11 protein-coding genes are annotated in these 12,689 nt (G+C 40.8%); 4 read left to right on the forward strand and 7 right to left on the reverse strand.

Going from position 1 to position 12,689, the window contains the following annotated elements; all coding sequences use genetic code 11:
* Positions 1–16: 16 nt before the first annotated feature.
* The 5 genes from EHS11_RS13185 to EHS11_RS13205 all read right to left on the reverse strand — a co-directional run bounded on the left by EHS11_RS13185 (position 17) and on the right by EHS11_RS13205 (position 7,952).
* Complete coding sequence (locus EHS11_RS13185) at positions 17–1,510, reverse strand: TolC family protein (protein WP_246047874.1); 1,494 nt, start codon at positions 1,508–1,510, stop codon at positions 17–19.
* Positions 1,507–4,695 (reverse strand): efflux RND transporter permease subunit, encoded by a 3,189-nt coding sequence (locus EHS11_RS13190; RefSeq protein ID WP_135764881.1) that lies wholly within the window; start codon positions 4,693–4,695, stop codon positions 1,507–1,509. The genes EHS11_RS13185 and EHS11_RS13190 overlap by 4 nt, the downstream gene beginning before the upstream one ends.
* A gap of 151 nt (positions 4,696–4,846) precedes the next feature.
* A complete protein-coding gene (locus tag EHS11_RS13195; protein WP_135764882.1) occupies positions 4,847–5,623 on the reverse strand; it encodes an enoyl-CoA hydratase/isomerase family protein in 777 nt (258 codons plus the stop codon).
* The gene (locus EHS11_RS13200; protein WP_135764883.1) at positions 5,623–7,671 is read right to left on the reverse strand and encodes an AMP-dependent synthetase/ligase; all 2,049 of its coding nucleotides are present in this window, start codon (positions 7,669–7,671) and stop codon (positions 5,623–5,625) included. The genes EHS11_RS13195 and EHS11_RS13200 overlap by 1 nt, the downstream gene beginning before the upstream one ends.
* A gap of 68 nt (positions 7,672–7,739) precedes the next feature.
* On the reverse strand, positions 7,740–7,952 hold the full coding sequence (locus tag EHS11_RS13205; RefSeq protein ID WP_210413689.1) for a hypothetical protein: 213 nt from the start codon (positions 7,950–7,952) through the stop codon (positions 7,740–7,742).
* Positions 7,953–8,117: 165 nt separating this feature from the next.
* Between EHS11_RS13205 and EHS11_RS13210 the strand changes: the two genes are divergently transcribed.
* The 4 genes from EHS11_RS13210 to EHS11_RS13225 all read left to right on the forward strand — a co-directional run bounded on the left by EHS11_RS13210 (position 8,118) and on the right by EHS11_RS13225 (position 11,551).
* Positions 8,118–8,348, forward strand: a complete 231-nt coding sequence (locus tag EHS11_RS13210; RefSeq protein WP_109022201.1) for a hypothetical protein — start codon at positions 8,118–8,120, stop codon at positions 8,346–8,348.
* A gap of 94 nt (positions 8,349–8,442) precedes the next feature.
* A complete protein-coding gene (locus EHS11_RS13215; RefSeq protein ID WP_246047875.1) occupies positions 8,443–10,092 on the forward strand; it encodes a MutS-related protein in 1,650 nt (549 codons plus the stop codon).
* Positions 10,093–10,337: 245 nt separating this feature from the next.
* Complete coding sequence (locus tag EHS11_RS13220; RefSeq protein WP_167884441.1) at positions 10,338–11,090, forward strand: 5'-methylthioadenosine/S-adenosylhomocysteine nucleosidase; 753 nt, start codon at positions 10,338–10,340, stop codon at positions 11,088–11,090.
* 71 nt (positions 11,091–11,161) lie between these two features.
* On the forward strand, positions 11,162–11,551 hold the full coding sequence (locus EHS11_RS13225; RefSeq protein ID WP_135764885.1) for a DUF5360 family protein: 390 nt from the start codon (positions 11,162–11,164) through the stop codon (positions 11,549–11,551).
* Here the strand turns inward: EHS11_RS13225 and EHS11_RS13230 are convergent.
* Together EHS11_RS13230 and EHS11_RS13235 are read right to left on the reverse strand one after the other, a co-directional pair.
* Positions 11,548–11,841 (reverse strand): DUF1398 domain-containing protein, encoded by a 294-nt coding sequence (locus tag EHS11_RS13230; RefSeq protein ID WP_135764886.1) that lies wholly within the window; start codon positions 11,839–11,841, stop codon positions 11,548–11,550. The genes EHS11_RS13225 and EHS11_RS13230 overlap by 4 nt on opposite strands.
* A 10-nt stretch (positions 11,842–11,851) precedes the next feature.
* The gene (locus EHS11_RS13235) at positions 11,852–12,322 is read right to left on the reverse strand and encodes a MarR family winged helix-turn-helix transcriptional regulator (protein WP_210413690.1); all 471 of its coding nucleotides are present in this window, start codon (positions 12,320–12,322) and stop codon (positions 11,852–11,854) included.
* Positions 12,323–12,689 lie beyond the last annotated feature (367 nt).

Below are 12,689 nucleotides of genomic sequence, written 5' to 3' on the forward strand. Positions count from 1 at the left end.
ATATTTGCTAAGTAAACTAATCAGACGTACCAATCTGGATTTTTTCCTCCGGGATTCTAGGAATCTCTCCAATCGCAACTCCCAATGCCACCCGGTTGAGAAACCTTTGGTAATTTGATTTTTTGAAAGTGATTTCCGAATTCAAAGTGGCGAGCCTCGTCGAAATTACATCCACTAGGCTAGCGCGGCCCATTCGATAACCGGATTCCTGACTTGCCAAACTGTCTTTCGCATATTGATAAGCCTTTTCATAGATAATACACATTCGCTCCGAGTTTTCCAGACTTTGAGTCGCATTTTGAATCTCTTGGAGAGCAGCTCTTCTGGTTTGAGAAGCGTTCAACTTCGCTTGTTTGGTGGCGGATTCCGCATTTTTCAAATCAGCCATTTGCCCTAAAGGGGTAAGAGGCATAGTCACTGCCAATTGCGCCGTCACATCTTTGTTTCTCGTTTGACCTTCCATAGGAAACGAATAATACGTGTTCACTGCCACATTCGGAGAAAATCCGAACCAAGCTTTGTTTTCATTTGCCTTCGCCACTTCAATTCCTTTCTGAGTGGAAATGACATCATATCTCTTTGGCAAATATTCATCCACTTTTCCGATTTGAATTTTTTCGAGCGGACTTGCTATGCCTGCCAGTTTGATTTTGGTATCGAAACCTACCATCGTGGCCAAAGTCGTTTGCACCTGCTCCAATTGAAACTTGGTATCTTCCAAAATGGCTTGCGCATTGGTAAGTCCTGTTTCCGCATTGAGTAATTCCGATCGCATAATCCGGCCTAATGCATATAATCTTCTTCTTTCTTTCACGGATTCAGCATTCAACTCCAAAGCCTCGGCTGTATATTTTAAACTTTCTTCCAGTTGCAGAACATTAAAATACCCTTGGGCCAGTTCCAAATACATTCTGCCGGCTTCAAATTTAGCTTCCATTCGCCTTTGATCTGTTAAACTTTTATAAGCTTTGTAATCCTGATATGCGGTAAGCCCCCCGGTCAAAGGAAAACTGAGCAACAAACGGGAACCGGCACCGACTGTCGGCGGCAAAGAAGAAGTCGTCGTAGAAGGCACCAAAGACAGATAATCGGCGTTTTGAATGGATTGGTAAGTTCTATAATTTTCCACCAAACTCGGTTCTGCGGTATGACCCGGGATTGAGTAAAACTTATTATAAACATAGGAAAGAGTTGGAAGAAAGCCTGCAAATGCTTTATCTTTCCCCGCCATTGCCTGGTTAGTCGCTTCGTCTTTCAAAGCGATTCTTTCCGTTCTTTCTACGGCCAAAACGAATAAATCATCCAAAGAAAGTGATTTTTTTTCGAGAGCAATTTCCAAGTCCTTTGTCGTAACCCCTGTTATTTTTTTCAAGCTTTCTTCTACAACTCCGTCATTTAGTTTTACTTCCGGGCGGGAAGAACAAGACCCAAAGGCAAACAGTGCAAGTATAAAAATCGAAAATGAAAACAAATACAGACAAATGGTAGTTAGTTTGCGTTCATTCATCATTTTTCTTTTTCCATCAGATAATAGGCCGCAGGAACCACAACAAACGTTACCAAAGTGGAAAGAACGAGTCCTCCTAGTATGGTCACAGCCATGGGAACCCTGGTCTCCGCTCCGGGACCGAGTGCCAAAGCAGGAGGAATCGCAGCAGCAATCGAAGCGAATGAAGTCATAAGCACCGGACGCAAACGGACAGGACAACCTTCCCGAACCGCTTCTGCTACCGTTTTGCCTTGCGTCCGCACATGATTTACAAATTCGACGAGCAAGATGGAATTCTTTTTCACAAGTCCCAGAAGCATAATGAGTCCGATAAAACTGTACATATTGAAAGACTGACCAGTAATAAAGAGTGCGACAAGAGCTCCTGAAAAACTAAAAGGCATGGAAAGTAAAACATATAACGGTTGTTTTAGACTATTGAATTGGCTTGCTAAAATCATATACGAGATGACAATACCCAGCACGAGTGCAAACATAAGTCCGCTTGTGGATTCGTTCGCTGTTTTGGCGGAACCGGACACTTGCACTGCATATCCTTCGGGCAACATCTCTTTTGCAACATCAAGTGATTTTTCCAAACTGGCATTCTGCCCGATTGCCTGAGGAGGGTTTCCGAATAATTTGATCGCACGATCCCGATTAACCCTTGTAATACTTTTTAAAGTATTTTTGGTTTCTAAAATCAATATGTCTTTTAAACGGACAAATTCACCGTGTACGTTTCTGACCCGTATATTGGGGATGATCTCTGCATTTTCCCCCTGATCTTTATTGATTTTAATTCTTACGTCATAACTTCTTCCGTTTTCCGTAAAACGGCTGACCTTCTTGCCGCCCATAAGAGGGCCGATCGTATTACCAATGTTAGCCATACTAACGCCTCTTGCGGCAGCGGCATCCCGATTGGGCAAAATCCTCAACTCTTCCTGGCCCAATACATAATCCGTATCAATGTCCTGTAAAATTCCTTCTTTATCCAATCTTTCCCGGATTTTAACCGATACATCGGCAAGAACATCCCAACTAGGACCGGTTAATACCAGTTCGATGGGATATCCTCTGCCTGCGCTGAAACCCCTTTGTGAAATATCTATGATCGAAAATTTTGCCTCGGGAACCAGGATTTTCAAATCCTTCCGCAAATCTGCGAATACATCGTTTTGCGTGATTTCTTTTCCAGTCCTTTTATTGATCGGTCTTTTTCCCATCTCTTTGATCGAAACAAAAAACATAGCTCCGTTCGATTCCGTTCCGTCAAATCCTCCGATGGTTCCCATATACTTTTCAATCTCAGGTTTTGCCATCAGATGGGATTCCACTCTTTTCATCGCTTCATTTGTGGCAAAGATCGAGGAACTAACAGGCATTTTAGCACGAAGAACGAATCTTCCCAAATCCTGAGGAGGGATAAATTCTTTTTTCAGGCCCAAAAAGAATCCGAGAGATAAAATAAAAAGAACCGTCGCAACAAACAAAATGGTTTTGGGAAAAACAATCACGTAATCAATTACCCGGGCATAAAAGATTTCCGCTTTTCGCAAAAATTTTTCCACCAAAGGGTCCACTCTTTTGAATAAGGAAAAGAACTCGATTGTCTTTGCAATGATGCTATAAAATTTAGAATCTTTGTAATTGGACAGATTCCACTTGGAAGGATTACCGATAGTCTCCTGTTTCTTGGATTTTCCCTTTTTTGTTTCTCTTTCCCTGTACCTGGAAGCACGCATAGGAGTGAAACTAAGCGCTTCGAAAAGAGAGAGTGCGACTGCTGCGGCTACAGTGATTCCAAATTCCAGAAAATATCTTCCGATGACTCCCGACATAAATGCCACCGGCAAAAAGATGGCGATGATGGCAAGGGTTGCTGCCAACGCCGCAAAACGAATCTCAGACGCTCCTTCCAAAGCGGCAAGATACCATGTTTTTCCCATCTCTCTATGTCTGCTGATATTTTCCAAAACCATAATGGCATCATCCACTACGATTCCCACCGCTAAAGAAAGTCCGAGCAATGTAAATGTGTTTAAAGTAAATCCTGCATAGTACAAAACTAAAAATGTACCTATGATGGAAGTCGGAATGGCAAGTAGTACGTTTGCCGTACTTCCCCAACTTCCCAAAAACAATCTGCAAACAAAACCGGTAAGAAGAATAGAGAGCAACAAAGTAAACATGAGCTCATCTACGGAGTCTTTGATAAATGTAGTGTTGTCATTTGCAATGGAAAGGTTGTATCCGCGAGGGAGTGTGGATTTCAACTCTTCCATTTTGACTTTTACTCTGTTGGCAACCGCTACTGCATCGGATCCTTTTATTTTTTTAATCCCAAGTCCTACAGATGGAATCTGATTGAACCTGCCTATCTTTTTAATCTCATCTAACCCATCTTCAATGGTGGCTACGTCTTTCAGACGAACCGGTCGAAACATCGCAGCACCGCTTCTGGAATTAATAAAGATATTGGAAAGTTGGTTCACAGTAGGAACATCTCCAACGGCACGGAGTGAGATTTCCGATTTTTGATTTTGTAATTTTCCGGAAGGAACTTCTATGTTTTGTTCGAGTAAAGTATTTGTAATATCATCTACAGTAAGTTCGGCGGCGGCCAATCGGTTCGGATCCAGATAAACATTTATGACTCTGTCTACATATCCACCTAAAATGATTTCTCCTACTCCCGGCAATTCCTGGAATTTATCCTTTAATACGGATTTAACATAAATCATCTTCTCTTGTTCCGTTCTGCCTTCGGCGGTCAATGCAACCCAGATGATCGGGTTGTCGTCGGGGTTGGATTTGAGAAGAACGGGAGGGTCTAGTGCGGTGGGGAGTTTATTCTGAACCTGGGCAATTTTGGTTTGGATCTCTTGCAATGCGACATCCACATCACGATTTAACTCAAGTTCTACGGTAATGGTTGCAGCGCTATCGGTTGATGTGGATCGGATCTCCGCCACTCCTTCCACAGTCAAAAGCACTTCTTCGATCGGATCGACAACATCCGTTTCCATAACGGATGCATTGGCTCCTTGCAAAGTAAGAGCGATATTTACAATGGGAAAATCCACATTAGGCATTTGTGACAATCCCAAACGGGAAAGCCCGATAGATCCCAAAAGGATGATTCCTATCATCATCATCCAGGAAAAAATAGGATTGCGTATGGAAACTTCGGATAATTGCAATGGTCCTCAGGATTTAGAAAGAATGGTTCGTATTATAGACCCAAGTTTTCGCCCCGGAGTTCCCGAACTTTTAAAAAAGAGAATTCAAAGATAAATCCCTTGTTCCTTGCTGAAGCTCATAGGCTAGGTGGATAAACTGAGGGATTAAGAATTAAGTAATAAAATTTGGTCTTCGTTTTTCCAAAAGAGATAGAAAACCTTCTTGCCCGTCTTTGGTTTGGATGGTTCGTGCAAAATGCTGTATATCCTGTTCGAACACTTTGGAAAGAATAGGATGATAAAAATCGCGAAGTGCTGTTTTCATTCCACGACTTGAATTATAAGTAAGCTTTGCAAGGGAATTGGCGAATTTCAATCCTTCGTTAAACAAAGATTCTGCGGGATAAAGTTCGTCTACAAGACCGATCTCTTTCGCTTCGGGGGATTTTATTTGTTTGCCAGTATATAATAAATCACGTGCATTTTTATAACCCACAAGATCTTTCAATACCATTGTAGGAACGGAAGGAAAATTCAAACCCACGATTGCTTCTGAAAATCCTATCCTTGCCCCCTTATCCACCATATAACGGTAATCAGAGAATAATGCAAAAACCGCTCCCGCCGCCATACAATGTCCGTTGATAATGGAAATGGTGGGAACGGGAAATAGAAAATAATCCGAAACGGTTCCAATCAAAATAGTGACCGCTTCTTTGATCTCCGCATCCGACTTTCCGTACATCAGGCTCGGCTCGATTCCATTGGAAAAAAACTGAGTCTGTGCGGAGGTAAGTAAAACTGCGCGCAAGTTTTCATTTTGCGCATGCTTTTTCAAAAGACCGCCGAATGTGGAAAAAGCATTCAGATCAAAAGTATTCTTTTCATTGGTCTGCATCCTGATTTCCAGAACGCGTTCCCCATGAAATATCTCGGCAAAGATGGACATTAGCTGTTTTTATAAAGTTCCAAAATCCGATCTTTGTATTTTTCAGTAATGACATGACGTTTCATTTTCATCAGGTTTGTAAGCTCGTCACCAACTTCGAAAGGTTTGGTGATAATGGTAACATACTGAACCTGTTCAAAGTTTTTGAAACCTGTTTTGACACTATTGAAATTACGAACTTCTTTTTTATAAAAATCGACTACCTTCGGTTCGGTAATGAGTTTTTCAGGTTTGGTTTCCGTGATTCCGTTGTCCGCCGCCCAAGCAGTAAGTGCGTCAAAATCAGGAACAATGATGGCACCCAATACTTTTTGATCCTGCCCTACTACCATGGATTGTTTGATAAAAGGAGATTCGTCGATTTTGTTTTCAATCGGTACTGGCTCTACGTTTTCACCACCTAACAGAACGATTGTATCTTTGGCGCGACCGGTGAGAGTCAAAGTCTTTTTGAAATTGATCATCCCTATATCACCGGTATTCAACCAACCGTCCACTATGGTTTTTGCAGTAGCTTCCGGGTTTTTGTAATAACCTTTCATCACTTGCGGTCCATTCAAGTGAACTACACCCTTAAGCCCTTGTTTGCCCGAAATAATATTTCGTTTGTCGTCTATATGGCATAGAACCTTGCCGGCATCATCCCGAATCTGAACTTGAGTGAGAGGAACAATATCTCCCACAGAACCCATAACCGGACGCTCAAATGATCGAACGGAAATCACTGGACTGGTCTCAGTCATTCCGTATCCTTCAAGTACGGTAATACCAATATCCATAAAGAAAGCATCTACGTGTTTTTGCAATGCTCCTCCGCCGGATAAAGTCGCTCTCAAATGACCGCCTGTCGCTTGGCGAATCTTGGATAATACAATCCGATCCAAGGTGAATACATTTAAAATCAAACCCAGCCCGGAAATAACATAAGCAACCGTGGAAAGAGAATTTCCTGCGGAACTCAAATAATATCCTACTATTCCGCCTAATATAGTTAAGCTGAAAGGAGCGGTTACCAGAAGTTTGACAAGAGCGATTGCACCGCCGATTAACGATTGTATGATGTTTCTGTTTTCATAATCCACTTCCAAACCTTTTAAGAAACGGATGGAGGAGTGGTAGTGTTTGGAGAAAAAGTAAGCTACTTTGAATAACAATCTTCGAACAGGAGGAGTCTGTTTCGGATCATTGATCCTTGTGTAAATTCCGTTATAGATACTTTCCCAAACACGAGGAGCCGAAGCCATAAAAGTAGGTCTCGCTTTTTGGATATCATTTCGAAGGTCGGTAACTTTCGTATAATAAGTAGATCCTCCGTTTACGATCGCGAAGTATTCCACAACTCTTTCAAAGATATGCCATACGGGAAGGATGGACAACATACGATCTTCAGGTGTTACTTTTGCAACATTCGGAACCACGTAATGCAATTGATGGATCATATTGGAATGCATAAGCATTACGCCTTTCGGCATTCCCGTTGTCCCGGAAGTATAGATCAGAGTGAATAGATCGTCCGGCTTGATTTTGGAAATACGTTTTTCCGCTTCTTTTTTCCCCTTATTACGCAACTCCTTCCCTTTTTTTAACAAGTCCGGAAAATGCAAAACTCCGGAGCCGGATTTGATTTTGGAATCCTGATCGAGAATGATGACAGTCTTGGCTCCCTTGATTTGGGATTTATTGTTTTTAAATTTTTCGTAAACCTTGTCGTTTTCAATAAAAACAATTTTTGCCCCCGAGTGATTGAGGATATAAACGATTTCCGAATCAGTAATATCTGATCCGCGAGGTACATTGGCAGCCCCTGCGAGTAATACAGCACAGTCAGCAACGATCCATTCTTTTCGATTGTCTGCGAGAATTCCTACATGATCCCGGGCATCCACACCTAAATCAATGAGTGCCTCCGCGAGCGCTAAACCATCTTCGTAAAGTTCTTTGTAGGTGATGGCTTGGTATTCTTTTGCCGCATTTTTATACCAAAATGCCGGCTTGGTTCCGAATTTCTCCGAAGACTCTTTATAAACTTCTGCTAGGTTATTTGCCATATCTCTCCCATCTGAAACGGACTTAATATTAAATCCAAATTTCAGATGGTCAAGAGATTTTTAAGAACTTAGTCCCAGGAGAATTTATTCTGTTGGTGCCCTTTTTTTAGGTGGCGTTTTCTGATTTCGGTCAATTTGTCCATTTGTCTGGAATCCAGCAGGTTTCGTGCTTTCAGACCGAGCTGGGGAAGCAGGGTTTCGCTCTCTATATTAGAAAAAAAGCGGTCTTGTCGTGTAAAAGAGCTTTTTAGCTCCGGGTTCATTTCTGGGTAGAAATCCATGTCGGCCTCCGTGCGTCCTTGGTTCCTGGGGTGTTTGTTTGTTAGGGCTCATCATCCGTGACAAGTGGTCCTATCCCCGATATGTATATCGCAGGAAAAGGAAAATACTGAAGTAAAAAATTTTGCTTGTACTATTTTTTTTCATTCTGTTTTTGGTATTCGTCTATGACGATTCGAATGATCAATGCTACAGGTAAGCGAAATGGCCGTTTCGTCGCCTATGAATACGGCGAAGATCTGTTTGGAACTCTCTATTTGGACAAGTTTTCAGGTAGAGAAAGAGGGAAATTGATCGACAAATGGAGATTAAATGACCTGGGCAGCCTTGTTCGAGTACTTGATTTAGAAATTACCAAAAGAGAAGAAGAAAATTACGAACGACACAGATTCGCCTGATTTCCCCACAAGTTTCTTAAATTTCAGAAAGAAACGTTATTCCTCGCTCATTCCCAAAAGAAAATCCCGGTTACAAAGACTTTCTCGCGTTCGGTTGTTCGTATTTTTTTCCATTATCGTGGGATTTTTCGGACTTTATTTAAACAAATCGGAATTTTTACATTATGCTTTTCTCGGGATACCGATTCTTTGTTTTGCGATTCTGGTTTCCATCTACCAAAAACGGAAACACCATCTTGCGGGACTGGAAAAAACTTTAGCTCTCATCGAAAGGGAATTGAATCGAAAGAAAGGGGTTTTGAAAAAAATCCCTTCTTTGGAAGTCTGGGAATTTCCAGAAGCGGTAAGAAACCATCCCCTTTCCGTTGATTTGGATTTGTGCACAAAACAAGGGTTATTTGCATATCTCGATACGACCGTCACAAAAGACAGTTGGGATTTGTTTTTAAACCGGCTATTGCAAAATACGAACGAAGATCCGAAAATTTTACAAACAAAAGTAAAAGAACTTTTGAAAAACAGATCTTTGAACTACCAATTGCTGCGAAAGGCATTTCCTTACGGAGAAGATACTAAAGAGAAAATTCCCTTTTTTAACATTGCCAAAGATTTCCATTTTTGGGAAAAACAAAATTATCTCAGGTTTCTTTATCCGATTCTAGGAGTGTTTACTCCATTCTGGCTACTTCTCAGTTCCTTTTTTTCTTTGCCGTTTGCTCCGTTGTTATTGTTTGTTAACCTAATCCTATTTATACGATTTCGAAAAAATTCTCTTAAAGTTTGGAAACAAATTCAAAATCTAAACCAAAGTTTGGAAAATTTCGAATCCGTTTGGAAACGATTGCATCCAAAACGAAGGGTGGAAATTCAAAAGATGTCCCGTGCTTTGGAAAAATTGGGCAATTCTTCCGAATGGATTATTTCACCGCTTCCGCATTTTCTTTTGAATGCGATCTTTCTTTGGGATCTTTGGAAAGTGAATCGTTTTGAAAAATGGAAACTCAATTGGGCTCCTCTATGGACGGAATTGAAAGAAGATTGGATCCGTGTGGATTCTCTCCTTCCTTTTGCGAATCTTTCTTTTTTAAATCCTAATATGGCTTTTCCCGAATGGAATGACAAAGGTATCATTGAAGCTGAAAATCTAGGCCATCCTCTGATCGGAACTAATCACCGTATAACTAATGTTTTACCAACAGTAGGAAGAGGCGGTTTGTTCATCATTACCGGTTCCAATATGTCGGGAAAAACAACCTATCTGCGCGCCATCGCAGTGAGTCTGTTAATTGCCGGAAGCGGCGGACCGATTCCCGGAACCAGAATGTCCATAGCCCCTTTTGAAATCCATACGTTGATCCGTTCCCAAGATTCTTTGGAAAACGGAATCTCTTTCTTCTATTCGGAGGTAAGGAGGCTTTCCGGGATCATCAGGGAAACAAAGCCGGATACGAAGTTGTCCGTACTTTTTTTGGATGAAATTTTAAAAGGAACCAATTCCAAAGAAAGGCAAATTGCAACCCGAGAAATTCTATTTGCATTAAAAGAAAAAGGGGCGATCGTTTTTCTAACCACCCATGATTTACAAATTGCAGAAATAGAAGGAGCGACTCCATTTCATTTCACAGAACTAGAATTAAATGGTGAAATGATATTTGATTACAAACTCCGGGAAGGGATTTCCCATACTACGAATGCTTTGCGAATTTTAAGAAAAGAAGGGATTCCCATTCGGGAAGAGATTTAAAAAGGCAAAAAGGCGAACTTATTTGAATAAAATCGGGATAAATCGCATCCCTGCTTTACAAAGGGAAGGCGGTATGGTAGAAGGGACGGGACGCATTGGGTGGCGGGTCTAGTTCCCCACCCTCAATCGGGCGGGGAATACTATATTATGAATATCCGAACCAACCTCATTTCAATCTTCAAATTTTCTCTGCGGTAAGAAAAAAGATTATTAGAATGTTTTATACGGATCGAACGAGAAAAAGTATGATAGCTCTTTTGATTTTATCCATATTTCAAATTCAATGTTTCGTTTCAAAACCGGATACTCTCATTATTATTTCCGCTGACAGTGAATGGGTTTCCATTAAAAAAACCTTGAACATCGATTCGAAAATAATTCTTCACAGCCCGTACGGAGAATATTTTTCATACACATTAAAAAACAAATCGGGCGATGATAAAGCAACTCTGTTTCTCCAAGGAGGTTGGGGTAAAATCGATTCCGCTGCTTCCACGCAATGGGCGATTACTGAATTTTCACCGACTTCTGTGATCAACTTGGGAACGGCAGGAGGTTTTATCGGCAAGATAAAAGAAGGAGAGATTCTATATGTAAATCAAACTGTCGTTTATGATATTATGGAAAGAATGGGAGATTCGGAAGCGGCAATCCGTCATTATACTACAGATATAAAAAGCCATGAAGTAGACCTTGCAAAATTAAATCAAATTACCGGTTTAAAATTTGGAACGATCCTTTCCGCCGATCAGGACATTGATCCGAATCATCTGAAATTTCTAATGAACAAATATCACGCATTAGCTGGTGATTGGGAATCAGCGTCCATTGCAAGGATCTGCACGAAGAATCAGGTTCCCATCCTCATTTTGAGAGGAATCACGGATGTAGTTGATCCGAACCGTGGAAGTAGAACTTACGGAAACCTATCTGATTTTCAAAAGCAAACGGAGATGATTATGGCAAAAGAGTTGGATTTGCTTTCCGAATTTTTATGATCAGAAAGGATTGAACCAAAAATAAACCACTTTTTCCATATCCGATCAGTCAAAATAAAAGACTCGTTCAAATGAAAACATTACGCCCTTTTTTTCTTATCACAGACATAGGTTTTGTATTGTATTGGTTCATCACAATCCTGCATATCATACCGGACGAATGGCTTTTCAAAGATTATAACAACCCGTTACTTGTTAGTTGGAATTGGTCATTTCTTCCACTTGATCTATTGATTTCCTTTTCGGGACTCTTCAGTCTGTATTTATATGGAAAGGCAAATTCAGCCTGGAAACCGATTAGTTTGATTTCACTCGTTTTAACATTCTCTTCCGGTCTTCAGGCAATTGCATTCTGGGGGATACGATTGGACTTCGATATTACCTGGTGGCTTCCGAATTTGTATTTACTTTTGTATCCGATCTATTTCATTCGGAAATCGGTTACAGGGGAGTTAACCTAATGCAACAAAGATAATTTCATTAGGTTAATTAGGTAGATACATTCCGGATCATTTTTTAGGGAAGTGTTGACCGCTTCGGCGGAAAAATCTTCTGCCACGATAGGAAACTGATGAGGCACAGGTTCCAAATGGCTTTCTCCATTTGCCGTATAATATCTGTTTTCCGCTCTAACAAAATCCACATGATAGGACTCTACGTTCTCTTTCAACAGAATACCTACTACTTGTGGGAATGTAATTTTCCCCGCCAAGGTCAGATCAACTATTTCTTTAAGTGTTTGTATATTCATATCTTCTCCTTTACTCAATGGGTAATTTTGTAAGTTGATTGAACTCTGCGGTTTTTCTCAAAAGTTCCGTTAAAGTTTTCCGTTCGGATAAACTTAGAACCGAAAAAAATTGTTCATCATTTTCATCGGCTATCGACGCCAATTTTGGCAATAGGAGCTTTGCTTCTTTGGTAAGCTCGATCTCCTGATAACGACGGTCATTTGAAGATTCCTTGCGAGTTAGCAACCCTTTCCCCAACAAACGGTCTACTAATTTCGAAATGGCACCTCTCGTAAGTCCCGTTAGATCCGCAATGTAGCTCGGTGCAATCGGCTCTTGGTGTTCGAACATTTCACGAAGAATAACCCATTCCGCTACGGTCACATCTTTGCTTTCTAATTTTTTAGCAAAAGACTGCGAAACATTGTTGGAAACAATTCTCATCCAAAAGCCAATATGTTTTTTTAAATCACTGACTTCCTTTGGTCGAGGGCTTTTCATAAAATCAATATAGTTTCCATGGAAACTATTGTCAATAGAATAATTTCCAAGGAAACTACTTTTTATGAATCGTTCAGCAAGGCCGCGATTAGGAAACGATCAAACAATGAACCTTTTTCATTTTTCCTGAAATTCAAAAGATCGGATGCTATTTTCGCAGGAGGTACCACAAATCCGCAAACCCTTTGGGCAAAAAGGCGAACTTATTGAAATAAAATTCTGATAAAGCCGATCCTCGCTTTACAAGAAGAAGGTGATGTGGTAAAAGGAACACATTGGGTGGCGGGTCTAGTTCATCCCGTTACCCATAAAGTTCTTGTACGTGGTATAGCATTTAGTGATCTGTTGTTATGGAAAACGAGCAAGA

The sequence above is a fragment of the Leptospira ilyithenensis genome, from assembly GCF_004771005.1.
GTDB lineage: Bacteria > Spirochaetota > Leptospiria > Leptospirales > Leptospiraceae > Leptospira_A > Leptospira_A ilyithenensis.

Excerpts from the sequence above, each read along its gene's own strand:
- EHS11_RS13225 (WP_135764885.1), top strand. The coding sequence starts at position 11,162 with ATGAAAACATTACGCCCTTTTTTTCTTATCACAGACATAGGTTTTGTA.
- EHS11_RS13230 (WP_135764886.1), bottom strand. The coding sequence starts at position 11,841 with ATGAATATACAAACACTTAAAGAAATAGTTGATCTGACCTTGGCGGGG.
- EHS11_RS13195 (WP_135764882.1), bottom strand. The coding sequence starts at position 5,623 with ATGTCCATCTTTGCCGAGATATTTCATGGGGAACGCGTTCTGGAAATC.
- EHS11_RS13210 (WP_109022201.1), top strand. The coding sequence starts at position 8,118 with ATGACGATTCGAATGATCAATGCTACAGGTAAGCGAAATGGCCGTTTC.
- EHS11_RS13235 (WP_210413690.1), bottom strand. The coding sequence starts at position 12,322 with ATGAAAAGCCCTCGACCAAAGGAAGTCAGTGATTTAAAAAAACATATT.
- EHS11_RS13220 (WP_167884441.1), top strand. The coding sequence starts at position 10,338 with ATGATAGCTCTTTTGATTTTATCCATATTTCAAATTCAATGTTTCGTT.
- EHS11_RS13200 (WP_135764883.1), bottom strand. The coding sequence starts at position 7,671 with ATGGCAAATAACCTAGCAGAAGTTTATAAAGAGTCTTCGGAGAAATTC.
- EHS11_RS13205 (WP_210413689.1), bottom strand. The coding sequence starts at position 7,952 with ATGGATTTCTACCCAGAAATGAACCCGGAGCTAAAAAGCTCTTTTACA.
- EHS11_RS13185 (WP_246047874.1), bottom strand. The coding sequence starts at position 1,510 with ATGATGAATGAACGCAAACTAACTACCATTTGTCTGTATTTGTTTTCA.